The organism is Flavobacteriales bacterium, assembly GCA_016716605.1.
Taxonomy (GTDB): Bacteria; Bacteroidota; Bacteroidia; order Flavobacteriales_F; family PHOS-HE28; genus PHOS-HE28.
This window is the reverse complement of record JADJWA010000001.1, coordinates 1,995,623-2,019,863: the sequence shown is the minus strand read 5'-3', so window position 1 is coordinate 2,019,863 and position 24,241 is coordinate 1,995,623. Positions and strand designations below refer to the sequence as shown.

Annotated in this window: 22 protein-coding genes and 1 pseudogene; 20 read left to right on the top strand and 3 right to left on the bottom strand. The window is 62.0% G+C overall.

All coding sequences use genetic code 11. The annotated features are described in order from the left end of the window. Positions 1-651 carry a hypothetical protein gene (locus tag IPM12_08115; GenBank protein ID MBK9147767.1) on the bottom strand — a complete coding sequence of 217 codons (651 nt, stop codon included), beginning with the start codon at positions 649-651 and terminating at the stop codon, positions 1-3. 90 nt (positions 652-741) lie between these two features. On the opposite strand from IPM12_08115, the gene gcvP reads away from it, so the two are divergent. The 4 genes from gcvP (at position 742) to IPM12_08095 (ending at position 9,566) form a co-directional block, all read left to right on the top strand. Further along, a complete protein-coding gene (gene gcvP / locus IPM12_08110) occupies positions 742-3,606 on the top strand; it encodes an aminomethyl-transferring glycine dehydrogenase (protein ID MBK9147766.1) in 2,865 nt (954 codons plus the stop codon). After that, positions 3,606-5,363 carry a hypothetical protein gene (locus IPM12_08105; protein MBK9147765.1) on the top strand — a complete coding sequence of 586 codons (1,758 nt, stop codon included), beginning with the start codon at positions 3,606-3,608 and terminating at the stop codon, positions 5,361-5,363. The genes gcvP and IPM12_08105 overlap by 1 nt, the downstream gene beginning before the upstream one ends. A gap of 154 nt (positions 5,364-5,517) precedes the next feature. Beyond that, the gene (locus IPM12_08100) at positions 5,518-7,428 is read left to right on the top strand and encodes a T9SS type A sorting domain-containing protein (protein MBK9147764.1); all 1,911 of its coding nucleotides are present in this window, start codon (positions 5,518-5,520) and stop codon (positions 7,426-7,428) included. Positions 7,429-7,691: 263 nt separating this feature from the next. Then, on the top strand, positions 7,692-9,566 hold the full coding sequence (locus IPM12_08095; protein MBK9147763.1) for a T9SS type A sorting domain-containing protein: 1,875 nt from the start codon (positions 7,692-7,694) through the stop codon (positions 9,564-9,566). 80 nt (positions 9,567-9,646) lie between these two features. On the opposite strand, the gene IPM12_08090 is transcribed toward IPM12_08095, so the two are convergent. Both IPM12_08090 and IPM12_08085 read right to left on the bottom strand, forming a co-directional pair. Continuing rightward, on the bottom strand, positions 9,647-10,405 hold the full coding sequence (locus IPM12_08090) for an ATP-binding cassette domain-containing protein (GenBank protein ID MBK9147762.1): 759 nt from the start codon (positions 10,403-10,405) through the stop codon (positions 9,647-9,649). Continuing rightward, positions 10,402-11,112: an ABC transporter permease gene (locus IPM12_08085; GenBank protein MBK9147761.1), complete on the bottom strand. Its 711-nt coding sequence runs from the start codon at positions 11,110-11,112 to the stop codon at positions 10,402-10,404. Before IPM12_08085 ends, IPM12_08090 begins: the two co-directional genes overlap by 4 nt. Before the next feature lie 295 nt (positions 11,113-11,407). On the opposite strand from IPM12_08085, the gene IPM12_08080 reads away from it, so the two are divergent. From IPM12_08080 to IPM12_08005, 16 genes and pseudogenes are all read left to right on the top strand, one after another. Continuing rightward, positions 11,408-12,073: a SprT-like domain-containing protein gene (locus tag IPM12_08080; GenBank protein MBK9147760.1), complete on the top strand. Its 666-nt coding sequence runs from the start codon at positions 11,408-11,410 to the stop codon at positions 12,071-12,073. Then, positions 12,063-13,154: an NTP transferase domain-containing protein gene (locus IPM12_08075; protein ID MBK9147759.1), complete on the top strand. Its 1,092-nt coding sequence runs from the start codon at positions 12,063-12,065 to the stop codon at positions 13,152-13,154. The genes IPM12_08080 and IPM12_08075 overlap by 11 nt, the downstream gene beginning before the upstream one ends. Positions 13,155-13,181: 27 nt before the next feature. After that, positions 13,182-14,306: a ribonuclease D gene (locus IPM12_08070; GenBank protein MBK9147758.1), complete on the top strand. Its 1,125-nt coding sequence runs from the start codon at positions 13,182-13,184 to the stop codon at positions 14,304-14,306. A gap of 74 nt (positions 14,307-14,380) precedes the next feature. Beyond that, positions 14,381-14,707, top strand: coding sequence for a winged helix-turn-helix transcriptional regulator (locus IPM12_08065; protein MBK9147757.1), 327 nt, complete (start codon positions 14,381-14,383; stop codon positions 14,705-14,707). A 2-nt stretch (positions 14,708-14,709) separates the two neighbouring features. Continuing rightward, a pseudogene (locus IPM12_08060) lies at positions 14,710-15,520 on the top strand (sulfite exporter TauE/SafE family protein). Positions 15,521-15,564: 44 nt separating this feature from the next. Further along, positions 15,565-16,977 (top strand): MBL fold metallo-hydrolase, encoded by a 1,413-nt coding sequence (locus tag IPM12_08055; GenBank protein MBK9147756.1) that lies wholly within the window; start codon positions 15,565-15,567, stop codon positions 16,975-16,977. 31 nt (positions 16,978-17,008) lie between these two features. Continuing rightward, on the top strand, positions 17,009-17,572 hold the full coding sequence (locus IPM12_08050) for a YeeE/YedE family protein (GenBank protein MBK9147755.1): 564 nt from the start codon (positions 17,009-17,011) through the stop codon (positions 17,570-17,572). 4 nt (positions 17,573-17,576) lie between these two features. Next, positions 17,577-18,083 (top strand): YeeE/YedE family protein, encoded by a 507-nt coding sequence (locus IPM12_08045; GenBank protein ID MBK9147754.1) that lies wholly within the window; start codon positions 17,577-17,579, stop codon positions 18,081-18,083. Positions 18,084-18,095: 12 nt separating this feature from the next. Continuing rightward, the gene (locus tag IPM12_08040) at positions 18,096-19,199 is read left to right on the top strand and encodes a c-type cytochrome (GenBank protein MBK9147753.1); all 1,104 of its coding nucleotides are present in this window, start codon (positions 18,096-18,098) and stop codon (positions 19,197-19,199) included. Beyond that, complete coding sequence (locus tag IPM12_08035; GenBank protein MBK9147752.1) at positions 19,196-20,983, top strand: 5'-nucleotidase C-terminal domain-containing protein; 1,788 nt, start codon at positions 19,196-19,198, stop codon at positions 20,981-20,983. The genes IPM12_08040 and IPM12_08035 overlap by 4 nt, the downstream gene beginning before the upstream one ends. 55 nt (positions 20,984-21,038) lie before the next feature. Next, positions 21,039-21,455 (top strand): DsrE family protein, encoded by a 417-nt coding sequence (locus IPM12_08030; GenBank protein MBK9147751.1) that lies wholly within the window; start codon positions 21,039-21,041, stop codon positions 21,453-21,455. A gap of 3 nt (positions 21,456-21,458) precedes the next feature. After that, complete coding sequence (locus IPM12_08025; protein MBK9147750.1) at positions 21,459-22,886, top strand: hypothetical protein; 1,428 nt, start codon at positions 21,459-21,461, stop codon at positions 22,884-22,886. A 71-nt stretch (positions 22,887-22,957) separates the two neighbouring features. After that, on the top strand, positions 22,958-23,263 hold the full coding sequence (locus tag IPM12_08020) for a rhodanese-like domain-containing protein (protein ID MBK9147749.1): 306 nt from the start codon (positions 22,958-22,960) through the stop codon (positions 23,261-23,263). Then, positions 23,260-23,490 (top strand): hypothetical protein, encoded by a 231-nt coding sequence (locus tag IPM12_08015; GenBank protein ID MBK9147748.1) that lies wholly within the window; start codon positions 23,260-23,262, stop codon positions 23,488-23,490. The genes IPM12_08020 and IPM12_08015 overlap by 4 nt, the downstream gene beginning before the upstream one ends. Then, entirely contained in the window at positions 23,487-23,801 is a 315-nt protein-coding gene (gene trxA, locus IPM12_08010; protein ID MBK9147747.1) for a thioredoxin, read from the top strand. The genes IPM12_08015 and trxA overlap by 4 nt, the downstream gene beginning before the upstream one ends. Positions 23,802-23,818: 17 nt before the next feature. Beyond that, positions 23,819-24,199 carry a rhodanese-like domain-containing protein gene (locus IPM12_08005; protein ID MBK9147746.1) on the top strand — a complete coding sequence of 127 codons (381 nt, stop codon included), beginning with the start codon at positions 23,819-23,821 and terminating at the stop codon, positions 24,197-24,199. The last annotated feature ends 42 nt before the right edge of the window (positions 24,200-24,241 follow it).

The following is a 24,241-nucleotide window of genomic DNA, read 5'->3' as shown; positions in this document are numbered from 1 at the left end:
TCAATCGTAGCCTTCGAGGTTCGGGTTGATGATGAATTGCCGCACACTCACGCCCACAGCGATGCCGGCTGCTGTGCTCAGCAAGGAGCGCAGCACGCGCTTGGTGCGGCCCACCTTCGCATAGCCGTAGGCATAGTTCGGCTCGCCTTCGAGGTAGGGGTCGGTGAGCGAGCCTTTGGTGACATGCACGCGCGGCAAGGCCATGGCCCCGGCATAGATCGGCGGCAGGAAGAGCGCATTCACCTCCAGGTTCAGCGCAATGCTGGCACCGGCGCCCACCAGGAAGCCGCCCCAGGTGGCGAAGCGCGGCTTATAGCCGCTGTGGGCATCCTGCTCGCCCTTGATGAACCACCGCATCTCCTGAATGGAGAGCTCGTTGCCGAAGACGGTGTCCTGGAAGTACCAGATCTTCTCGCGGCCCAGGGTGTCGGTCACGCTGAAGACGCTCTCGGTCGGTTCCGCGCGCTCCTTCCGTTTGCCATTGCGCCCGAGCTCCTCATAGCGAACCTCGAAGGTGCTCTGCCCAAGCACGCGCGCCTCGATGATCTGCCCGTTCATGAGCAGGATCCGGTCAGTACGGAAAGGTTCAATCTGCGCACGGCTCAAGGAAGTGCTGGCGACGGCCAGCGAGAGGATCAGGAGCCGCATCATGGGTGGCCAAATGTATCTGCCATTCGGCAGGGAGGTCCGAAAGCCGCTCCCTGCTCCGGGTATATTCGCCCCGCTTTTCAGCACACCCCCATGAACGTTGTCAGCTACCAGGAGCGCCACATCGGACCGAACGCCGAAGAGACCGCGGCCATGCTCAAGGCCATCGGCGTGTCATCGTTGGATGAACTCATCGACCGCACCGTGCCCAAGGGCATCCGCGCGAAGAATGCGCTCGACGTGGGCCCGGCCATGACCGAGCTGGAATACCTCGAGCACATGCGCGACCTGGGCCGCGGCAACAAGCAGTACCGCAGCTACATCGGCTTGGGCTACAACGGCACCATCGTGCCGCAGCCCATCCTGCGCAACATCCTGGAGAATCCCGGATGGTACACGGCCTACACCCCCTACCAAGCGGAGATCTCGCAGGGCCGCCTCGAAGCGCTGTTGAATTTCCAGACGATGTCCAGCGACCTCACTGGACTGCCCATCGCCAATGCATCGCTCCTGGATGAGGCCACGGCCATCGCTGAAGCCATGCACATGCTCTACGCCGCGCGGCCGAAGGAGCTGGCCAACGCGCACAGGTTCTTTGCCGACAAGGGCCTCTACCCGCAGAACATCGATGTGCTGAAGACCCGATGCGCGCCCATCGGCGTGGAGCTCGTCGTTGGTGACGCGAAGGACCTCGACCCCGCCGATGGCTACTTCGGCCTCGCGCTGCAATACCCGGCGATCGACGGCAGCGTGAATGATTACCGCGCGTTGGTGAGCAAGGCGAAAGCCGCTGGCGTGAAGACGGCCGTCTGCGCCGACCTGCTATCGCTTGTGCTCCTTGCGCCTCCGGGCGAGTGGGGCGCCGATGTGTGCGTGGGAAACAGCCAGCGTTTCGGCGTGCCCATGGGCTACGGCGGTCCGCATGCCGCCTTCTTCTGCTGCAGCGACGAATACAAGCGCTTGATCCCGGGCCGCATCATCGGCGTGAGCCAGGATCGCCGGGGCAAGCAGGGCCTGCGCATGGCGCTGCAAACGCGGGAGCAGCATATCCGCCGCGACAAGGCCACCAGCAACATCTGCACGGCGCAAGCGCTGCTCGCAGTGATGGCCGGCATGTACGCGGTCTATCACGGCCCCGAAGGCTTGAAGCGCATCGCCCGAAACGTCCACGCGCATGCGCGCTCGGTGGCCGAGGCGGCGAAGGCGATCGGCTACACCGTTGCGAACGGCTCGTACTTCGATACCATCACCCTCGCTGGCGTGAAGGATGTGAAGAAGCTGCGCGATGCGATGGAGGCGAAGGGCATCAACCTGCGCTACGAGGGCAGCAACGCGAGCATCACCCTCGACGAAACAGTGCGCCCTACGGATGTAAGCGACGTGATCACTGCGCTGGCCGAGGCCGCTGGCATGAAGGCGCCTGTCAGCGCTGGCAATGGCGCCAGCACAAGCGTTCCCGCCGATCTGCAGCGCAAGAGCGATTTCCTCACGCACCCGGTCTTCAACACGCACCATTCCGAGACCGATCTCATGCGCTACATGAAGCGCTTGGAGAACAAGGATTTCTCGCTCGTTCATGGCATGATACCGCTCGGCTCATGCACCATGAAGCTGAATGCGGCCGCCACCCTTTGGCCCATCACGAGGCCTGAATGGGCCTACATCCACCCCTTCGCGCCAGTGGAACAGGTGAAGGGCTACCAGCAGGTCTTCTCGGAGCTGAGCGAACAGCTCGCCAAGGCCACGGGATTCACAGCCGTATCGCTGCAACCGAACAGCGGTGCGCAAGGCGAATACGCCGGCCTTCTGGTGATCCGCGCCTACCACGCGGCGCGCGGCGATAAGCACCGCAACATCGCGCTGATCCCCAGCAGCGCGCACGGCACCAATCCCGCCAGTGCAGTCATGGCCGGCATGCAGGTGGTGGTGGTGAAGGCCGATGGCGAAGGCCATGTGGATGTGGCCGACCTGAAGACGAAGGCCGAACAGTACAAGGACACGCTGAGCTGCTTGATGGTGACCTACCCCAGCACGCACGGCGTTTATGAGGAGAGCATCAAGGAGATCACGAGCACCATTCACGCCAACGGCGGGCTGGTCTATATGGATGGCGCCAACATGAATGCGCAAGTGGGACTGACAAGTCCCGGTGAGATCGGCGCTGATGTGTGCCACCTGAACCTGCACAAGACCTTCGCGATCCCGCATGGCGGAGGCGGCCCCGGGATGGGCCCCATCTGCGTGAACGACAAGCTGAAGCCCTTCCTGCCCGGCCATCCGGTGATCAAGACCGGCGGAGAGCAAGCCGTTCCTGCCGTGAGCGCTGCACCATGGGGCAGCTCGCTCATCCTGCTGATCAGTTACGGGTACATCAAGATGCTCGGCGGCGAGGGCCTCACCGATGCCACGCGCTACGCCATCCTGAACGCGAACTACCTCCGCGCGAAACTGGAGAAGCACTACCCCATCCTCTACGTTGGCAGCCAGGGCATGGTGGCGCATGAGATGATCCTCGATTGCCGCGACTTCAAGCGCGCGGCCGGCGTGGATGTCAGCGATGTAGCCAAGCGGCTGATGGATTACGGCTTCCATGCGCCCACCGTGAGCTTCCCGGTGGCCGAGACGCTCATGGTGGAACCCACCGAGAGCGAGAGCAAGGCCGAGCTGGATCGATTCATCGAAGCCATGATCAGCATCCGCCAAGAGGTTGCTGCCATTGAGCAGGGCAAGGCCGACAAGGCCGATAACGTGCTGAAGAACGCGCCGCACACCAGCGAAGAAGTGTGCGCCAACGAATGGAGCCACCTCTACTCGCGCGAGCAGGCCGCATTCCCGGCGCAGGTGAACCGCGAGTGGAAATACTGGCCCACCGTGAGCCGTGTAGATAATGCCTTCGGCGATCGCAACCTCATCTGCACCTGTCCGCCGATCGAGGAGTACATGACCGTGGAAGCCTGATGCGGAGCCTGGTCCTTCTGCCCTTGGCGGCTCTTGTGCTCGGGCAAACCGCATCCGCGCAATCGCGCCAATCCACCTGCTTTTGGAGCGAGGACTTCGAGCAGGGCATTCCTGCGGATTGGAGCACGAATCAGGTCGAACGGCAGACTTCCTCCGGCACCGGCCTCGGCGAATTCGTACCGGCATTCTCAGCCGGAACAGCAATCGATGCCAACGCTGGCGGCTTCTTCCCGGTACCTGATGCGCCGGTGGGCAACCGCTTCGCCATGGCGAATGATGATGCCCCGCCTTGCAATTGCGACCTCGATTCAGCCGTGCTTGCCACACCAAGCATTGACCTCACCGGCCTCTTCGAAATTGCGCTCGATCTGCGCGTGCATCACACCCGTGCGCTCGGCGGCGGCGAGGCCCGCATCGACTTCAGTGCGAACGGCGGCGAATGGCAGCTCTTCGAGATGATCCCCTCCGGCGCTGGTTGGCAGCAACTCACCTATACCATGTCGCTGCTCGGCGGCATCAGCGATCTGCGCTTGCGTTTCCAATGGAGCGACAGCGCGAATTGGGCCAGCGGCTTCGCCATCGACGACATCTGCATCCGCGAGCGCTTGGATCGTGACCTCGCAGTGACCGGTGCGCGCATGGGCGATGCCACTGCTTCGCCCTTCATTCCCGGATCCAATGGCCTTGGCTACCGCCTGCTTCCGTTGGAGCAATCGCGCGCCATGGCCATGAGCGTCGATCTGCACAATGTGGGCATGGCCCAGCTCTTCGGAGTGGCTGTCAGTGTGATCGCCACGCATGATGGCGTGGATCACGGCCCTTACAGTGCCTCGCTCGATTCGATCAACAGCGGCGAACGCGCAACGGTCGTGGTACAGACTGACTGGGCTCCCGATGCACTTGGCGAGGTAACCTACACGGCAACGGCTTCCTCATCCACGGGTGAAGACGATGCAACGGATAACATCGGGATGGCGGTGATGACCATGACCGGACCGGGCTGGAACGATGGCTACGGAGCAATGGCGTTGGATGCTGGTACGGTGCAAGGACACGCGCGCAGCGAATCAAACTTCATCGCCGCCGTTCGATTCGAGTTGGTGAATGAAGGAAGCACTGCCCAGGGCATCAGCGCGGTGCTCGACCCGGGCTCTGAGGTGGGCCAGGAAGTGCGGGGCATTCTGATGGATGGCAACTTCGCCTTCATCGACACCACGCTCAGGCACGCCATTACATCAGAGGACCTTGCGGATGCGACGCAAGGCCTGCCGCTTTACCTGCCGTTTCCGACCCCGCCTGCGCTCTCCGCGGCGGACCTTTTTGCGGGGCTCCAGCGCTTGGAAGGCACTGGTCAGGTAGGATTGCTCACCAGCGGCAATGGCCCTGTTGGAGCGGCCGCCTTCATGGAGGGGCCCAACTTCGATATCGATTGGCTCACCGCCATGCCCATGGTAAGGTTGCACCTGAGCGAGTACGGGGTGGGCGTTGCCGAGCGGCTTGGAACGCCATCGAGCAGGATCTACCCGGTGCCCGTGAGCGGGGCGGCCATCCTCGAGCATGATTTCCGGACCGGTGTCCAAGCGGAATTGGTCCTGCACGATGCAGCTGGCCGTGTTATCCGGAGATTCGGCCTTGGAAGGCTCCATGGGCGCCAGACCATCCCTTTCGACCTTTCCGATGTGCCCTCTGGAGCCTATTTGCTGCGCATCGGCGGGGATGGATCCGGGGTCACCCTTCCGTTGATCGTAGCGCGCTGAGCCGCTGACCCCTACCGACGTAGCCGCTTCCTGATCGGAACCAACCACAACCTGCATCAAGCCTACCATTGAACAACGCATCCCCGGCTCATCGTGTCTTTGAGCGACAGTCCTTAGCTTCGTGCCCCTTCGGACCAGAAAACCCAACACAACAATGAACAAACGTTACCTCCTGCTCCCAGCCCTGCTGATCGCTGGCGGCGCCATGGCCCAATGGGCGAATGGCGTCCAGGCCCGCAAGGATTTCCGCGCCGCGACGCCCTCGCGTGATCATATTCAAGCCATTCCTGCCCAGGAGAACGACAGCCGCGATGGCGGTGATGTGATCTGGAGCGAGGATTTCGCCAACGGACTTGATGGCAATAACGGCGTTGGCCCTTGGACCGTGAGCGGTCCCAATGGCGCGATCTGGCGCCGGAAGACCACCGGCCCGCTGGGCGCATACACAGCGGTCACGCAGATCATCGGCAGCACCACGGCAGCCAATGGCTTCATGATGTTCAACAGCGACAGCGCCAACTGTACCTGGGTGGGCAATACCCCAACGGCATTGCCGGCCGATCAATTCATCAACTGGGAGGGCAGCTTGGAATCGCCCGTGCTCGACCTGAGCGCGACGCCTTATGTGGAGCTCCAATTCCAGCAGCGCTTGCGTTATTGCTGCGACAACTCACCGCACTATGTCGAGGTGAGCACCGACGGCGGCGCTACCTGGCCGGAGCGATTCGCGGTAGGCGCTGACATCGCGGTGAACGCCGTGAGCCCCACGCAGACCCGCAAAGTGAACCTGACCTGCGCGATCCAGGGCAACCCCAGCAGCGTGAAGTTCCGCTTCCGCCACGATGGCGACATGGGCACGAGCCACTACCAGTGGCAGGTGGATGACGTGCAGATCGTTGAACTGTACGATGCGGATCTCCGTGTGTTGAGCGCGTCGACCAGTGCTTTCGACCTCGACTTGGCCCTCACCTACGATTCGCTCCGCTATTCCCTTTACCCCTTCAACCAGCTGCGCCCTGTTCCTTTGAACATGACGGTGCTGAATAACAGCACTATCCCGCAGGATGGCACTGTAGCCAACTTCACCGTGGCGCAAGGCGGTAATACGGTGCTGAATCAGGATCAGAGCCTGGGTTCTTTCCCGCTCTGCCCCGCCGAGCAGAAGGTGTGGATCAATCCTTCGTTCACGCCCCCCGCTGTGGCCGGCACCTACGACGTCACCTTCGGCATCTCTGCCACCAACCCGGATAACACACCAGCCGATAACAGCGCCATGGCCAGCTTCGGCGTGAGCCAGTATTTCTACGGCCGAGACCTGGGCGCCATCTCCAGCTTCGAGGACGGCGCCGGCGACGGCAGCGTGCTGATCCTGGGCAACACTTTCTATGTAGCAAACGCCACTGACTTGCATTCGGCTCGTGTGGCTCTGAACACCGGTTCGGAGATTGGCGCCATCATCACCGCCGAGCTGCGCGATGTGAACCAGGCTGACTTCCCGATCATCGCCACCAGCGAGGAAGTGGTGATCGCACAATCGATGCTCGGCGGCAACGGAAGCAGCAATTTCACCAACATCACCTTCAACCCGCCCGTTGCCCTCGACGCCCAGACGGACTACCTGCTCACGGTGCACTGCTACGGCAATATCCGGGTCGGGAACAGCGGCACCAGCGAAGAGCAAACCTCCTTCATCTACTACATCAGCCCCACGCAAGGCGAGGACTGGTTCTACACCACCACCACGCCGATGGTACAGATGAACTTCGACCCGACGGCCAGCGTGGGCACGCTCACGGCGGTTGACGGCGTTGGTCTGGGGCAGAACATCCCGAACCCCAGCCGCAACACCACCGTGATCCCTTACACCCTGGATAAAGGCGCCAGCGTGGTGATCGAGCTGCACGATGTGAGCGGCAAACTGGTGAAGCGCATCGCTGAGGGTTACCGCCCGGCTGGCAGCTACCGCAGCCAACTCAATGTGCAGGAACTCACCGAGGGCCTCTACCTCTACACCCTGCGCGCGGGCGATGTGACCGTGACCAAGCGCATGAGCGTGGAGCGCTAGATCCAGCAGAGCTATCCAGCAGAAGCCGTCTCACCCCAGTGAGGCGGCTTTTGCGTTGGCCCTATGCCGAACCGTTCAGCCCACCCACCCGCCTCCAACCCGGCATAGCCGGCCAACACACGGATTACTCAGGGCCCATGAAGCCACCATTCGTCGGGCTCGCAAGATTGGCAGCCGAACTGCCACGCTTCATCCCTTGGAAATCAGGTGACGCGTGGTTTCTTTGCACCCTAACCCCTCGTGGATCCCGAAAACCAAAAACGATGAAGAAGATCTACTCGACCCTGCTGCTCTGCGTGGCCATTGCCGGCACCGTGAGCGCGCAGAAAACCGCCTATCAAGGCCCCCGCTTCACCGCCAAGCCCTCACTCGATCCTGCTGTTCAAGTGGGGCCGTTGCTGGGGGGCGCGCGCAGCACCATCCTCTGGGAGAGCGATTTCTCCAATGAAGCCGACTGGTCGATCAGCAGCGACCACCAAGGCACCCTTCCGAACAACAACCAATGGGAAATCGGCGTTGGCATCGCTGGAACGGGAGACTACCCCACGCCTGCCATCCAGAGCCCCACAGCCGGCAATGGATATGCGATGTACGACTCCGATGGCTTCAACAACAACACGGCTAACCTGGAGCGCGCCAATCTGACCACGGCCAACTCGTTCAGCACCGCTGGTTATCCGAACGTTATCGTTGAATTCCAGACGCAATACAGGGAGTACAACAACGAGCAGACCTATCTGGTGGTGAGCACGAACAACACGGATTGGCCCACCACGCTTGAGCCTGGTTCGGACATCAGCGGCATGAGCAATGTGTTCTACGTGTTCGAGCCCGGTGAACTCACCCAGGGTGTTTCGCCCGGCAACCCCACCCTGCGACGCATCAACATCTCTGCAGCTGCTGGCGACCAACCTCAGGTTTGGGTGCGCCTGCTCTTCGTGGGCATCTGGGGCTACACCTGGTACGTGGACGATTTCAAGGTGATGGACCAACCCCCTTACGATTTGGTGATGGAGAGCGGTTTCTTGAGCCACACCGGCAACGGCGAGGAGTATGGCCGCATCCCGGAGAACCAGCTGAACCCCACGATGCAGATCGGCGGCAATTACCTCAACTTCGGCGTGAATGCCATGACCAACGCCACCGTGGCGATGAACGTTACCGGCCCGACCCCCTTCCTGAGCACCAGCAACCCTGTGAACCTTGCAAGCGGTGAGGCTGGGCTTTGGGATGAGAGCTTCATGTTGCCGGGCGCCTTGGGTGTCGGCACTTACAACGCGACCTTCGGGCTTGCCGCTACGGAGACCCCGCAGGAGGACGACACGGACAACAACACCTACCTGCGCAACTTCGAGGTGAACAACGATTGGTACACGCTCGATGGAATCGGCAACCACCCTGCCGGTTACGAATCATTGACCTCCACGGGCACCAATAGCTTCACGGATGCCGCCGATGGCCTGGTGCTCTTCAATTACTACGAGATCAAGACGGCCACCACGATCTACGGCCTCGAGATCGGCATCACGAACGCTTCGGATGAGGGCGCCTACTTCTTCCCGGCCATTTACGACACGGTGCTCAGCGCCGCAGGCCAGCTCGAAGCCCCGTTGTACGAGAACCAGAACGTCACCGAGATCAACGCCGGGCACATCGCCGACGGCAAGGTGACCGTGGCCTTCGAGACGCCCTATGTGATCCAGCCCGGTGGCTACTACGTGGGCGTGAAGATGTACAGCAGCGGCGGCACCACGAACATGCGTGTCATCGACGACCTCACCGTGCCCCAGCCCGGCCTGGCCGCTGGCATCGAGATCCCTCAGGATCAGGTGTACACCAACGGCAATGCCTACCACATCCGATTGGGCCTGAACCCCTCGATCGGGATCACCGAGGCCAACGACCTCACCGGCATCTCGATCTTCCCGAACCCGAGCGCCGACGGCTTGCTGCAGTTCCGTGCTGAGCAGGGCGGCAGCTTCACCATCCAGGTCACGGACATGCTGGGCCGCGAGGTGCTTAACACCCGCACCACCGGCAGCTCCACCCTTGACCTCCGTGGAGAAGCCGCTGGCGTGTACACCGTGCGCGTGAGCGACGGCAAGGCCAGCACCGCGCAGCGCGTGACGCTGAAGTAAGGGATAGTCCAGAACGAGGAAGCCCCCGATGCGTCTGCATCGGGGGCTTCTTCGTTCTGATGATCCCGCAGCCCGCCGGATCAGCCGCCCATGGCCTTCTTCACCTGCCGCATGAGGCTGCCGGCGAAGACGAACTCGTTGAGCTCCTTGTTGTCGCTGTTGAGAAGCTCTTCCCGGCTGCCCTCCCACCATTTGCGGCCCTTGTGGATGAAGAGGATGTGCTCGCCGGTCTCCATCACGCTGTTCATGTCGTGCGTGATCACCACGGTGGTGATCCCGGCCTCCTCGGTGATGTCCTTGATCAGGTCGTCGATCACGATGCTGGTCTGCGGGTCAAGGCCGCTGTTGGGCTCGTCGCAGAACAGGTATTGCGGCTCCATGGCAATGGCCCGCGCGATGCCCACGCGCTTCTGCATGCCACCGCTCAGCTCCGCTGGGAACAGCGCATCCTTGTCGATGATGCTCACGCGCTTCAGGCAACTGTGCGCACGATCGGCCATCTCGCTCTTCGGCATGGTTCCGAACATCCGCAGGGGGAACATCACGTTCTCGATCACATTGAGGCTGTCGAAGAGCGCGGAGCCCTGGAAGAGCATGCCGATGCGCTGGCGGATGAGGCGCTTCTCCTCGGGCTCCATGTCATGGAAGGAACGCCCCTCATAGAGCACGCGTCCTTCTTCGGGACGGTGAAGCCCCACCATGCACTTGGCCAGCACGCTCTTGCCAGATCCGCTGCGGCCGATGACCTGGTTCACCTTGCCTTTGCGGAATTCCGCATCAATGCCCTCTAGCACCTGCACGCTGCCGAACCGCTTGCCCAGGCCTTCGACCGTGATCATAGCAGCAGCATCTGCGTGAGGATCAGGTTGGCCAGCAGGATGGCCATGCTGCTGAATACCACGGCCCGCGTGCTGCTCACACCCACCTCGCGGGTGCCGCCCCGGGTGTAATAGCCCTGGTATGCGCTCACCGTGGCGATCAGGAAAGCGAAGACGACCGTCTTGATCAGCGCGTACACCACGTGGTACACCTTGAAATCGAGCTGGATGCCGGTGAGGAAGTCGTCGCTCTGCACGATGCCAGTCTGCACGCCCGCGAACCACCCGCTGAAGATGCCCAGGAACATGCTGATCATGACCAGGAAAGGGTTGATCACCATGGTGGCCACGATCTTCGGGAGTATCAGGTAGCCGGCCGAGTTCACGCCCATGATATCAAGCGCGTCGATCTGCTCCTTCACGCGCATGGAGCCGATCTCGGCAGCGATGCTGCTGCCCACTTTGCCGGCCAGGATCAGCGAGATCACCGTTGGGCTGAACTCCAGGATGGTGCTCTGCCGGGTAGCGAAGCCAACGACCCAGGCCTGGATCAACGGACTGTCGATGTTGGTCTTGGTCTGGATGGTGATCACCGCGCCCATGAAGGCCGAGAGCAGAGCCACGATGCCGAGGCTCTTGACCCCAAGCAGGTCCATCTCTTCCAAGGTACGCGACCAATAAAGGCTGAGGCGCTCTGGCCGCATGAAGGTCTCGCGCAGCAGCAGCATGTACTGGCCGATATGGAACAGGACGCCCACGCTGGAGGTGTGCGGCGAATGTAGGCCACGCCCATACGCGCATACCTTGGCGCCGCGACTCGATGCCCACGCCCGCCCGTTCGATCCTGCTTGCCCTCCTCGTGGTCCTATTGGCCACGGCCTGCGGAAGCCGCCCCCGGAAAACGCTCAAATACCGGAAGAAGCGCGGCTGCGATTGCCCGAGCTGGGGCCATTTGCGCCCCCCTGTTGATGACAGCCTGGCGTTCCCGGGGCCGCAGCTGGGCGAACCTAGCTGAGCGGCACCATGCCCCCCCGCGCGCACGCTCTCGACCTCCTGCGCCAATCCCTGCCAGAAGGCGCTTGGCCGCCCGTGCTCGATTGGCTGCGCGCGCATCCCGTGCGGATCCGGATCACGCGGGCACGCGCCACCAAATTGGGCGATTACCGCAACGACCGATCGGGCCGATCGCCGCGGATCAGCGTGAACGGCGACCTGAACCCGTATGCCTTCCTGGTGACGTTGGTCCACGAGTTCGCCCATCACGCCGTATTCATTGAGGCTCCCCGCGCCGAACCGCATGGCCACGAATGGCGCATGGCCTACAAGCGATTGATGCGGCCGTATTTGAGCCCTGCGGTATTGCCTCCCGATGTGCTGCTGGCACTCACCCTGCACATGGGCCGCCCTCCCGCGAGCAGCTGCGCCGACCCCCAGCTCATGCGCGCCTTGCACCGGCATGACCCCAAGCCCGGCCTGCACTTGGAGGATCTGCCCGAAGGGGCCATTTTCAGATACCGCAAGGCCCTCTACCTGAAAGGCCCCCGGCTCCGGAAGAGATTCAAATGCAAATGCCTGAGCGATGGGCGCTCCTTCCTCATGGACCCGTTGATCGAAGTCGGGACAACCAAACCGGAAACGCTTCACTTGCCTGAGCCGGAGCCGATACCTTGCGCGCCGCATGAGCAATGAGAATACCTGGTGCGTGATCATGGCAGGCGGCGTTGGAAGCCGCTTCTGGCCCATGAGCCGCACCGCATATCCCAAGCAGTTCCTCGACTTCCTGGGATTGGGGCGCACGCTCCTTCAGCAGACCTACGACCGATTCGTGCCCATCTGCGGCAAGGAGCGCATCCTGGTGGTCACCAATGATCGGTATGCCGCCATCGTGCGTGAGCAGCTCCCCGACCTGGCCGATTGGCAGATCCTGGAAGAACCACAGCGCAAGAACACGGCACCGTGCGTGGCTTACGCGAATGCCGTGATCGGCAGGCACGACCCCAACGCAGCCATCATCGTGGCGCCAAGCGATCACCTGGTGCTGAAAGAGGAAGCCTTCCATGAGACGATCCGCACCGCGGTGAAGCAGGCGCGATCGGGCGATTGCCTGGTAACGCTCGGCATCGTGCCCAGCCGCCCAGATACCGGCTACGGCTATATCCAATTCCAAGATGGAGATGGCACCATGCATCCCCGCGTGAAGAAGGTGAAGACCTTCACGGAGAAACCCGATCATGCCACGGCCCAGCGCTTCATCGAGAGCGGCGATTTCCTCTGGAACGCAGGCATCTTCATCTGGACGCTCAAGAGCATCGACGCCGCTTTCCATCGCCATCTGCCGGAGATGCAAGCGTCGTTCGACAGGCGCAGCGGTTCGATCGGAACGGCAGAAGAGCGATCAGCCATCCAGGAAGTGTACGCCGAATGCGCCAGTGAGAGCATCGATTATGGCATCATGGAGAAAACCGCCGATGCCTTCACGGTGATGGGCGATTTCGGATGGAGCGACCTGGGCACCTGGGGCAGCTTGTACACCCACCTGCCCAAGGATGCGCATGGCAATGCGGCCATTGGGAGCTCCGTGAAGCTCCATGAATGCAGCGGCAATGTGGTGCATGCGCACGATGATCGGTTGCTCGTCCTGCAGGGCCTCGAGGATTGCATCGTGGTGAGCACCAACGACGCGCTCCTGGTCTGTCGCAAGCGTGACGAGCAGCAGATCAAGCAATTCGTGAACGAGCTCACCGCCGAGAGCGGCGAACGCTACATCTGACCCATTCGAAACGCTTCGCACACGAACGTGGCCAGCTTCGAACTAATCACCGCGCATGCCGCACTGGCCAAGTGCGCCACGGAACTCGGAGCGGCTTCGATCATCGCCCTCGACACCGAGGCAAGCAGCTTCCACCGGTACAAGGAGAAGGTATGCCTGGTGCAGCTCAGCACGCGCGACCGCACGTTCCTGGTGGACCCCTTGGCGCTGCCGGACCTGAAACCCCTGGCCGAGCTCCTCTCGGAGAAAGCCATGGAAGTGGTGATCCACGACGCTGATTACGACCTGCGGATCCTCGCGAAGTACCACGGCATCCGGGTGGAGAACGTATTCGACACGCTTGTGGCCGCAGAACTCATCAATGAGCCGGAGATCGGGCTGGCATCGCTGCTGCTGAAGTACCAAGGCGTGCGCGTGGATAAGAGATTCCAGAAGGCCGACTGGAGCAAGCGCCCGCTGCCCCCCGATATGCTCAGCTATGCTGCCGGCGATACCAGCCACCTGATCGCGCTGCGGGATGTGCTCAAGGAGAAGCTGATCGCCAAGCAGCGCTGGGAATGGGCCGAGGAGGAGTTCAGCCTGCTCACCGATGCGCCCTTCAACCTGCCTGTTGACGATGAGCCGGCCTACCTGAAGATCAAGACCGCGAAACTGCTGAAGCCCCAGCAGCTTGCCGTGCTCCGTGAGGTGCATGCCTTGCGCGAGCGGATCGCCGAGCGCATGGATCGGGCGCCCTTCATGGTCCTGGGCAACGAGCCGCTGCTTGCATTGGCCACCGACCCGCCGAAAGACATGCATGAACTGGGCAAACGGAGCGGCATCGGCGAACGGCTCCTGCAACGGCACGGGAAGGAACTGCTCGCCGCTGTGAAGCGCGGGCTCGAATCGCCGAAGGACCAATGGCCGCAAGTGCCTCGCGGCAAACGCTGGTCCCGCGATCCTGACTACGACGATCGCCTGAAACGCCTCAAACAGGTCCGGGACCGGCTCACCCAGGAGCAGGACCTGCGCCTCGGCATCGTGGCCAGCAACCAGATGCTCGCGGATATCGCCCGGACCTTGCCCGGCGACATCGAGGCGCTTGCAAGGGTGCCCGGCATGCGGCGCTACCAGGTGAAGCAATTCGGCGCGGACCTGCTCAAGGCCCTGTAGCGCGGGTCCCCCACGGGCTCAGTGAGCAAACTCACCGAGTCGCATAGAAGCATAGCTATACGTTTGCGCCCTCCATGACCGCGATCATCGCCACCGAGAGCCTGCACGAGCGGGTCGGACCTGAGAAGCTTGTTCGCGCCAGCGAATTGCTCAAGGCGTCGGCCCATCCGCAACGGCTCGACATCCTCGATGCCCTTAGCCAGCGCGCCCGGCTGTGCAACCGGGAGCTTGAGGGGATCCTCGGCATTGAGCAAGCCATCCTCAGCCAGCACCTCACCCTGATGCGCGACAAAGGCCTGCTCACCTGTGAGAAGGAAGGCAAGTACAGTTACTGGAGCCTGAAGCGCACCGAGTTCATGAATATCGTTTCGTGCCTGGAGAACTGCTGCGAGCAACTATGAGCATGGAGATCCTCGGCTACATCGGCGCGATCATCATGGGCCTGTCCCTCGGCCTCATCGGCGGGGGCGGCAGCATCCTCACGCTGCCCATCCTCGTGTACCTCTTCCACATCGACGCGGTGCTCGCCACGGCCTACTCGCTCTTCATCGTGGGCTTGACGAGCTTGATCGGGAGCCTCAGCCACATGCGCCTCGGCAATATCCACTGGCGAACAGCGGTGGTGTTCGGCATACCCAGCATCGCGGCGGTCTTCGCCACGAGGGCCTGGCTGGTGCCTGCCCTGCCCGACACGCTCTTCAACGTGAGCGGCGTTGCCGTGAGCAAGGCGCTGGGCATGCTCATCTTCTTCGCGTTGCTCATGGTGGCCGCAGCCTACAGCATGATCCAGAAACCCAAAGCGGCCTGGGACCCAACGAGCCGGCTGCCGGAGCCTCAGATTCAACTATCCACTGATCCTTGGGGAAGGTGCTGTTGTCGGCACCATCACGGGCCTGGTGGGCGCAGGCGGCGGATTCCTCATCATCCCGGCGCTGGTGCTGCTCGCGAAGCTTCCCATGAAGCAGGCGGTAGGCACCTCGCTCATCATCATCGCGGCCAAATCGCTGATCGGCTTCACCGGCGATCTCAAGGGCGATGAGTTCATCGATTGGGGCTTCCTCGGGATCTTCAGCGCGGTGGCCATTGTCGGCATCCTGGTAGGCAGCGCCCTTAGCAAACGCATCCCCAATGAGAAACTCAAGCCCGCTTTCGGATGGTTCGTGCTCGTGATGGGCGTGTACATCATCGGAAAGGAACTTTCAAAGCTCAGCTAACCGTGCGGGCGCATCATGACGCGCCCCAGCAACTCCAACTGAAAATGAAAATCGAACAGATCTACACCGGCTGCCTCGCACAGGGCGCCTACTACATCGAGAGCAACGGCGAGGCCGTGATCATCGATCCGCTGCGCGAAACGCATCCTTACCTCGAGCGCGCGAGGCAGAGCGGCGCCAAGATCAAGTACGTGCTGGAGACGCACTTCCACGCCGACTTCGTGAGCGGCCATCTCGACCTCAGCAAGAAAACCGGCGCGCCCATCGTGTACGGGCCCAATGCGAATCCGCAGTTCGAGGCGCACATCGCTTCCGACGGCGAGGTGCTGAACGTGGGCAAGGTGACCATCACCGTACTGCACACGCCCGGTCATACCATGGAAAGCACGACCTATCTGCTCAAGGATGAGAACGGGAAGCCGCACGCCATCTTCAGCGGCGATACGCTCTTCATCGGCGATGTGGGCCGTCCGGACCTGGCGCAGAAGATGGGCACACTGACGCAGGAGGACCTCGCCGGTTTCCTCTACGACAGCCTGCACAACAAGATCATGCCCCTGCCCGATGACGTGATCGTGTACCCCGCGCATGGTGCCGGCAGCGCTTGCGGCAAGAACATGAGCAAGGAGACCTTCGACACGCTGGGCAATCAGAAGCAGCACAACTACGCACTGAAGGCGGCCACGAAGGAGCAGTTCATCAAGGAGGTGACCGACGGCCTGCTTCCGCCGCCGGCCTACTTCCCGCAGAACGTGGCCTTGAACAAAGGCGTGATCGAAAGCGTGGACAGCGTGAAGGAACGCGGCATGCGCGCACTCACACCCGACCAGTTCGAGCTGGTGGCCGAGGCTGAAGGTGCGCTGGTGCTCGACACACGAAATGCTGAGGACTTCAAGGACGGCTTCATCCCGCGCAGCATCAACATCGGCATCAAGGGTGATTTCGCCCCGTGGGTGGGCAGCATGATCCCTGATGTGCAGCATCCGCTCCTGCTCGTGACCGATGAAGGCATGGAGGAGGAAGTGGTGACGCGCCTCGCCCGCGTGGGCTACGACAACGTGCTCGGCTTCCTGAAAGGCGGCATGAGCGCATGGAAGGCGAGCGGCAAGGAGATGGACGCCATCGAACGCATCGATGCGGAGGAATTCGCCAAGCGCTTCCACGCCGGCAAGCTGCGCGTGGTGGATGTGCGCAAGGATGGTGAGTACGAGGCCGAGCACGTGGATGGCGCCTGGCATGCATCACTTCAGTATATCAACCAGAACCTCGCCGCATTCAGCAAGGAGGAAACGAACTACGTGCATTGCGCCGGGGGCTATCGGAGCATGATCGCAGCTAGCCTGTTGAAATCGCGCGGCTATCACAACCTCGTTGAAGTGCGCGGCGGGTTCAATGCGATCAAGAAAACGGATGTGAAGGTTACGGACTATGTCTGCCCGAGCACACTGAAGAAGTGAACGCGGCGTGAACCATCGCCCCCCTCACCCCATGCTCGAGACCATCAAAGAACCCTGGCCCTGGTACGTGGCCGGCGCCCTTATCGGCCTCACCGTACCCTACCTGCTGCTCGTGGGCAACAAGAGTTTCGGGATCAGCAGCTCCCTGCGCCATTTGTGCGCGGCCTGCTTGCCCGCGAACATCTCCTTCTTCAAATACGATTGGAAGAAGGAAGCCTGGAACCTGTTCTTCGTGGGCGGCATCGCGGTGGGCGCTTTCATCGCCGCGCAATTCCTCAGCGACCCGAACCCGATGGTGCTGGCTGAGCCGACCGCCGAGTACCTCGCGAGCAAGGGCATCACGGACACGGGTCATCTGCTGCCTGCCGAGATCTTCAGCTGGGACCAGCTTTTCACGCTCCGCGGCCTGATCTTCTTCGTATTCGGCGGATTCCTGGTGGGCTTCGGCACGCGCTACGCCGGCGGCTGCACCAGCGGGCACGCCATCATGGGCCTCAGCAGCATGCAATGGCCGAGCCTCGTGGCCACCGTGATGTTCATGGTCGGTGGCATCACCATGACCTGGTTCATCCTTCCCTTACTCCTTTCCCTCTGAAGCCATGGAGCGCGATATCCTACAGGCGCCGGACGCCGACCTGAAGCAACGCGAGCTTGATGCGATCTGCGTGAATGAGAGCGAGCTGGTGCACCCGTGGTGGCACAATTTCAAGTACAGCGCTTGGGGCATCCTCTTCGGCATCGTCTTCGTGAAGGCCGAGATCATCAGCTGGTTCCGGATCCAGGAGATGTTCCGCTTCGAGAGCTTCCACATGTACGGCGTGATCGGCACGGCTGTGATTGTCGGGCTCATCAGCGTGCTGCTCATCAAGCGCACGAAGGCCAGGACCATCCATGGTGAGGAGATCCACATCCCGAAGAAGGAGTTCAACAAGGGCCAGGTGATCGGCGGCCTGCTCTTCGGCCTCGGCTGGGCCATCACCGGCGCGTGCCCTGGGCCGCTGTTCGCGCAGATGGGGGCCGGCTTCAGCGTGGTGATGGTGACCTTCTTGAGCGCGGTCGCGGGCACATGGGTGTACGGCCTCCTTCGCGAGAAACTGCCTCATTGATCGCGCACGGCCATGCTCGTGCCCGCGATCGTCCTGCTGGCCACCGTCCTTGTCCTGGTGGTGCTCTACGTGCTCGATGACGCGCTTGCCACCTTGCAGGAGCGCATCGGGAAGCCGCGCAAGGGAGGACTGAGCTGGAGCAAGCGCATCACTTGGATCCTGGTCGCGCTCGTGGCCGCGCAGTTCTTCCTCCCATCCGATATCCCGGACACGCAAGCACCGGATCCGTTGCCGCAAGCGGCCACGTACGATCCGGATGGGCTGTGGAGCGGCGCTGATACCGCTCGGCTCGCCTTCCTCGATGACGAGCGCGAGGACCTGGTCCGCTATGGTCGTGAGCTGATCACGAGCACGGCGCTTTACATCGGCCCGAACGGGATGGTGATGCGGAACACCAACGCGCTGAATTGCCAGAACTGCCACCTCGATGCAGGCACCAAGCCGTGGGGCAACAACTATGGCGCCGTGTGGAGCACCTATCCGAAGATCCGCGCGCGCAGCGGGAAGCTCGAGACCGTGGTGAAGCGCGTGAATGATTGCGTGGAGCGCAGCCTGAATGGAACCGCATTGGACAGCACCAGCCGCGAGATGCGCGCCATCCTCGCCTACCTGGAATGGTTGGGCACCGGCATTGCGCGGGACCAAAAGCCCAAGGGATCGGGCATCATGGAACTGGCTTTCCTCGACCGTGCGGCAGACCCCAAGCGTGGTGAGCAGGTCTTCCATGCGAAGTGCTCATCTTGCCACGGCACCGATGGACAAGGCATGCTGAAGGCCGATAGCATCACGCAACTCTATCCGCCGCTCTGGGGGCCTTTCAGCTACAATAGCGGTGCAGGGCTCTACCGCCTCAGCCGCTTCGCGGGCTACGTGAAGGCCAACATGCCGCAGGGTGCCACCTATCTTGCTCCGCAACTCACCGACGAAGAGGCCTGGGATGTGGCCGCGTACGTGAACTCCCAACCGCGTCCGGATCGGGATCTCACCGGTGATTGGCCAGACATCAGCAAGAAGCCCGTGGACCATCCCTTGGGTCCATACGCCGACCCCTTCCCTGAGCAGCAGCACAAATTCGGACCGTTCGGACCCATTGCATCCTATTACACGAAACCATGAGCGAGATCATCCACCCTCCTGGCTGCAGCTGCGGCGATCATGATGAGGCTACGTACAACGTGAGCCGCAGGCAAGCACTCAAATCGCTGGGCGCCCTGGGTGCTGGGCTCACGCTGGGCCCGACGGTGGCCATGGGCGCGTTGGCGGATCCGCAGCATCGCGAAGAACTGCTCGGCGCGCGAGCCGTGAGCACGGGCAAAGCAGGGAAATTCACCCTGCTATTCACCAGCGACATCCACGCGCAGTTGCACACGCATGACGAGTTCTTCCTCGAGAATGGGAAACCCGTGTACAAGAAGCGAGGCGGCTACGGCGTGCTGAAGACGATGATCGACGCGCTGCGCAACGAGGATCCCGCGAACACGCTGGTGATCGACGGCGGCGACTGCTTCCAAGGTGGTGGCGTAGCGGCCAAGAGCGAGGGGCGCGCGATCGTGCCCCTGATGAACGCGGTGGGCTATGACCTGCTGCTGCCCGGCAATTGGGAGGTGGTGTACGGCAAGGAGAACATGCTGAAGGACCTCGGTGGTTACCGTGGCGCGAAGATCTGCGCCAACATGTACCACGAGAAGCTGGCCGCCTACTGCGGCGATATGAAGGACCCGAATGCAGACCTCGCTGGCGAGATGATCTTCCACCCCTACTGGACGAAGCAGGTCGCCGGCATCAAGATCGGCTTCATCGGCTACAACGATCCGCTCACGCCCAAGCGCCAATCACCGGCCTACAGCTGCGGCATCAAGTTCACCAAGCCGGAGCTGAACGTCGCGAAGTACATCCGTATCCTGCGCGATTATGAGCAGTGCGCCATGGTCTTCCTCGTCACCCACATGGGCCTGGCGCAGCAAGTGGACCTGGCCAACAAGCCCGAAGTGGAAGGCGCGGACCTCATCCTTGGAGCCGACACCCACGAACGCGTGCGCACCCCCATCGAAGCCAAATACAGCAAGGTGGTGGAGCCGGGCGCCTTCGGATCATTCGTGGCACGCTTGGATGTGTTGGTGGAAGATGGCAAAGTGAAGGACAGCCACTATGAATTACTCGATGTGGACCCGGAGAAGTACCCCGCGGACAAGACGATGCTCGCGCTCGTGGATGAAGTGAGCGCGCCTTACAAGGAAGAGCTGAACAAGGTGGTGGGCAGCACGAAGAACACGCTGGTGCGCTACTACGTGATCGAGAATCCGATGGACAACCTGATCACGGATGCCATCATGTGGAAACTGAATCCCGACGTCGCCATCAGCAACGGCTTCCGGTTCTGCCCGCCCATCGTGGCCGATGGAAAGAACCCCGTTCCCATCACCAACGACAACCTCTGGAGCATGATCCCGGTGGACAGCGAAGCCAAGTACGGCGAAGCGACCGGTCAGCAGCTGTGGGACTGGCTGGAGAAGGAGTTGCACAACGTCTTCGCGAAGGATCCCGCCAAACGTTTCGGCGGCTGGGTGGTGCGCTTCAAAGGCATGACGGCCAACTTCACCATGCACAACGACCTGGGGAAGCGTGTGAACTGGATCAAGGTGGGCAAGAAGCCGATCGACCTGTCGCGCACTTACCTCATCGCCGCCTGCGAGCGCGAAGGTGATGCGGACGACACGCTCTGCCGCCTTGAGAAGGTGAAGAACCCGCGCCGGGCCGACATCACCATGCACACGATCCTGCGCGACTACTTCGGGGTGTTCTCCCCCGTCGCGCCCAAGGTGGAAGGCCGCATCACCGCGACCGATGCACCCCAGGATCTGCTGAGCCAACTTGAAGGCTACGACTACGAATTCCGCTGAATTGCGTGAGCCATATCACAGAACCGCGACCAGTCAGCTGCACACCTTTGCTGCCATGAAGAAGCTCCTCCTGCTGATTCCACTGCTGCTCGCAACCGTGACGGTGCCCGCCCAGGTCGGTATTCGCCAGCATCGCATCGTCATGCAGCTTACCAGCGGCGATACGCTCGTGCACAAGAACCTGATGAAGCAGATCAAGAACATGAAGGAAGCCGCTCCCACCCTTCAGCTTGAAGTGGTGTGCCACGGCCCCGGCTTGGACATGCTCTTGATCGACCGCAGCATCGTTCAAGGCAAGGTGAAGCAGTTCGCCGCACAAGGCATCGCTTTCCTCGCGTGCGAGAACACCATCCGCGAGCGTGATCTCGACCGGGCGAAAGTCCTCCCCGAAGCCGGTTACGTGAAGGCCGGCATCATCCACATCGTGGAGCGGCAGGAGGATGGCTGGAGCTACATCAAGGCGGGATTCTGATCCATGGCGCATCCGGGTTCGCACCGGTCGCGCAGCGGCCGGTACAGGGCACTGCTCATCCTTTGGGTCAGTTCGTCCATCGCTTCGCACGCACAGCAGAGCGAGCATGACATCCCTAGCAACGACAGCCTCCGCGGCGCGAGCCACCTGTACGACATCATGAAGCGCGGCGAACTCGAAGGCCGATTCCGCCTGTACAACATGCTGACGGTGAACGATGGGGCGACAAGCGACTATCACGCCGTCGCCTTCGGGGGAACGCTGGGATTCACTTCACTCCGTTGGAACGGCGCGCGCTTCAAACTGAGCGGCGGATACACCTTCGACCTGCGCTCGAGCGATCTGACCGCGAGCGATCCGTTGACAGGAGTGCCGAATCGCTATGAGATCGGCCTGTACGACGTGAATGACCCGCGGCGCACCAATGACCTGGCCTACCTGCACGAATTCCAGCTGGACTGGGCGTCGCACGATGAGCGCACGCAGATCGTGATCGGAAAGCAAGAACTGAACACGCCTTTCCTCAATCCGCAGGATGGCCGCATGCACCCCAGCCTCTTCGAAGGCATTTGGGCACAGCACCGAACGAAGCACGGAACGGTGCTGCAAGGCGGATGGCTCTACCGTGTGGCCCCGCGTGGCGCCAGCGAATGGTACACGGTGGACGAGAGCATGTCCGTTTTCCCGGTGGGCCGCAACGTGTACGGCGAAGGCGCACAGCATGGCGAGCATGTGGAGAGCGCGGGGATCTTCGCCGCGAGCATCACGCAGAAGATCCTACCGCGGGTGAATGTTACCGCTTGGGACCTGTACACGGAGAACGTCTTCAACAGCGCGTTGGTGCAGGTGGATGCGGGCAACAAGGACGACCAGTGGAGCATCTCCGGCATGGCGATAAAGCAGGACGCCGCCAAGGTCCACGGCCACACGAACGACTCGCTCCTCTACATGCCGCACAGCGAATCGTCGTGGGCCTTCAGCGGCAGATTGCGCCATGTCCTAGGCCGCTTCCGATGGCAGCTCAACTACACGCGCATCACTGCCCATGGCCGCTACCTGATGCCGCGCGAATGGGGCCGTGACCCCTTCTTCACCTTCCTGCCGCGCGAACGGAATGAAGGAGCGGGCGATGTACATGCTGCTTCGCTGAACCTGATCTGGAAGGCGGACAACGGCTGGCGGATCCAGGTGGATGGCGGATTGTCCCAGATGCCCGAACTCACCGATGCGCGGTTGAACAAGTACGCGATGCCATCCTACACGCAATTCGATGTGAACGCGCAGTACCGCTTCAAGGGTGGATGGAAAGGCCTTGCTGCGCAGTTGCTCGTGCTGGCCAAACTGCCGCTGGATGGTGGCCTCTCCGAGCGGCAGTCGATTCATAAGGTGGACATGCTGCACGCCGACCTGATCATCAACTATGTCTTCTGAGCCCCTGTGAGGCAAGTCACACTGTTCGCCTGTGCGTTGCCGGACCTTTGTGCCAACAGAAACACCCTCCCATGTTCAAGACATTGTTCGGCCTAGGAGGCCCCAAGGTGGACCTCAGCCAAATGATCAAGGAAGGCGCGCAGATCATCGATGTGCGAACGCCTGACGAATACCGCAGCGGCCATCCCAAGGGCGCGGTGAACATCCCGCTCGACCGCCTTCAAGGTCAGTTGGGCAAGCTCAGCAAGGAGAAGCCCGTGATCACGTGCTGCCGCAGCGGCGCCCGCAGTGGCATGGCGGCCGATGCACTGAAGAGCGCGGGCTTCGAGGCCTACAACGGTGGGCCATGGCAGAACGTGCAAGCACTGCTGTCATGACTGCGCTGCGCCACTGGCCTTGGACACGGTGGTTGCGGCTGGGGATTGGGCTGGCCTTCATCGGCCAAGGCTTCGCCAGCAGCGAGGCCTTCGCTCTCGGGGCGGGTGCCTTCTTCAGCATGCAGGCCATCCTCAACACCGGCTGCTGCTTCGTCGGCAGCTGCACGCCAGTACCTGCACGGGAACCGATCAACGACAACGAACTCACCTACCACGAAGTCAAATGACCGAAACTCAAAGAGCAACGAGCTTCAAGGACCTCATCGCCGGCGACAAGCCGGTGCTGGTGGACTTCTCCGCAGAATGGTGCGGCCCCTGCCGTGTGATGGGCCCCATCCTCGAGGACCTCAAGCGCCGCGTTGGCGACCTGGCCACAGTGATCAAGATCGATGTGGACCGCAATCCGGCGGCCGCGCAAGCCTATCAGGTGCAGGGCGTGCCCACGCTCATCGTCTTCAAGAAGGGCCAGCCCGTCTGGCGCCGCAGCGGCGTGATGAGCGCCGAGCAATTGCAACAGATCATCGCTCCGCATCTTTGACGCCCAACCTCGCTCCCATGAGACCTATCACACTCATCACCTCGCTCGCCGTTGCCATCCTCACCGCATGCGGGCAATCCACCGGTCCCGCATCGCTCGCTCCGGATGCATTCGAGAAAGCGATCACAGCCAAGGCCCAGCTGATCGATGTGCGCACGCCCGGGGAGTTCTCGGCCGGTCACCTGCCGGACGCACGCAACCTGGACTGGACCAGCGGCCAACTGGAAGCCAGCATGGGCCAGCTCGACAAGAATGCCCCGGTGCTGGTGTACTGCGCGGTTGGCGGCCGCAGCGCTGCTGCGCGTGAAGCCATGGTCAAGGCCGGCTTCTTGGATGTGCGCGACCTGGCTGGCGGCATTCAAGCGTGGAACGCCAATGGCAAGCCCATCGTGAGGTAGGCACACGTGGCTTGCCCAAGGAGGGGGCCCGGGGCGTATGCT

Bases quoted from the DNA above. Each gene is read 5' to 3' on its own strand.
- IPM12_08005 (MBK9147746.1), top strand. From the start codon at position 23,819: ATGAGACCTATCACACTCATCACCTCGCTCGCCGTTGCCATCCTCACC.
- IPM12_08035 (MBK9147752.1), top strand. From the start codon at position 19,196: ATGAGCGAGATCATCCACCCTCCTGGCTGCAGCTGCGGCGATCATGAT.
- gcvP (MBK9147766.1), top strand. From the start codon at position 742: ATGAACGTTGTCAGCTACCAGGAGCGCCACATCGGACCGAACGCCGAA.
- IPM12_08055 (MBK9147756.1), top strand. From the start codon at position 15,565: ATGAAAATCGAACAGATCTACACCGGCTGCCTCGCACAGGGCGCCTAC.
- IPM12_08045 (MBK9147754.1), top strand. From the start codon at position 17,577: ATGGAGCGCGATATCCTACAGGCGCCGGACGCCGACCTGAAGCAACGC.
- trxA (MBK9147747.1), top strand. From the start codon at position 23,487: ATGACCGAAACTCAAAGAGCAACGAGCTTCAAGGACCTCATCGCCGGC.
- IPM12_08050 (MBK9147755.1), top strand. From the start codon at position 17,009: ATGCTCGAGACCATCAAAGAACCCTGGCCCTGGTACGTGGCCGGCGCC.
- IPM12_08025 (MBK9147750.1), top strand. From the start codon at position 21,459: ATGGCGCATCCGGGTTCGCACCGGTCGCGCAGCGGCCGGTACAGGGCA.
- IPM12_08095 (MBK9147763.1), top strand. From the start codon at position 7,692: ATGAAGAAGATCTACTCGACCCTGCTGCTCTGCGTGGCCATTGCCGGC.
- IPM12_08080 (MBK9147760.1), top strand. From the start codon at position 11,408: ATGCCCCCCCGCGCGCACGCTCTCGACCTCCTGCGCCAATCCCTGCCA.
- IPM12_08100 (MBK9147764.1), top strand. From the start codon at position 5,518: ATGAACAAACGTTACCTCCTGCTCCCAGCCCTGCTGATCGCTGGCGGC.
- IPM12_08085 (MBK9147761.1), bottom strand. From the start codon at position 11,112: ATGCTGCTGCTGCGCGAGACCTTCATGCGGCCAGAGCGCCTCAGCCTT.
- IPM12_08020 (MBK9147749.1), top strand. From the start codon at position 22,958: ATGTTCAAGACATTGTTCGGCCTAGGAGGCCCCAAGGTGGACCTCAGC.
- IPM12_08015 (MBK9147748.1), top strand. From the start codon at position 23,260: ATGACTGCGCTGCGCCACTGGCCTTGGACACGGTGGTTGCGGCTGGGG.
- IPM12_08075 (MBK9147759.1), top strand. From the start codon at position 12,063: ATGAGCAATGAGAATACCTGGTGCGTGATCATGGCAGGCGGCGTTGGA.
- IPM12_08040 (MBK9147753.1), top strand. From the start codon at position 18,096: ATGCTCGTGCCCGCGATCGTCCTGCTGGCCACCGTCCTTGTCCTGGTG.
- IPM12_08065 (MBK9147757.1), top strand. From the start codon at position 14,381: ATGACCGCGATCATCGCCACCGAGAGCCTGCACGAGCGGGTCGGACCT.
- IPM12_08090 (MBK9147762.1), bottom strand. From the start codon at position 10,405: ATGATCACGGTCGAAGGCCTGGGCAAGCGGTTCGGCAGCGTGCAGGTG.
- IPM12_08105 (MBK9147765.1), top strand. From the start codon at position 3,606: ATGCGGAGCCTGGTCCTTCTGCCCTTGGCGGCTCTTGTGCTCGGGCAA.
- IPM12_08030 (MBK9147751.1), top strand. From the start codon at position 21,039: ATGAAGAAGCTCCTCCTGCTGATTCCACTGCTGCTCGCAACCGTGACG.
- IPM12_08115 (MBK9147767.1), bottom strand. From the start codon at position 651: ATGATGCGGCTCCTGATCCTCTCGCTGGCCGTCGCCAGCACTTCCTTG.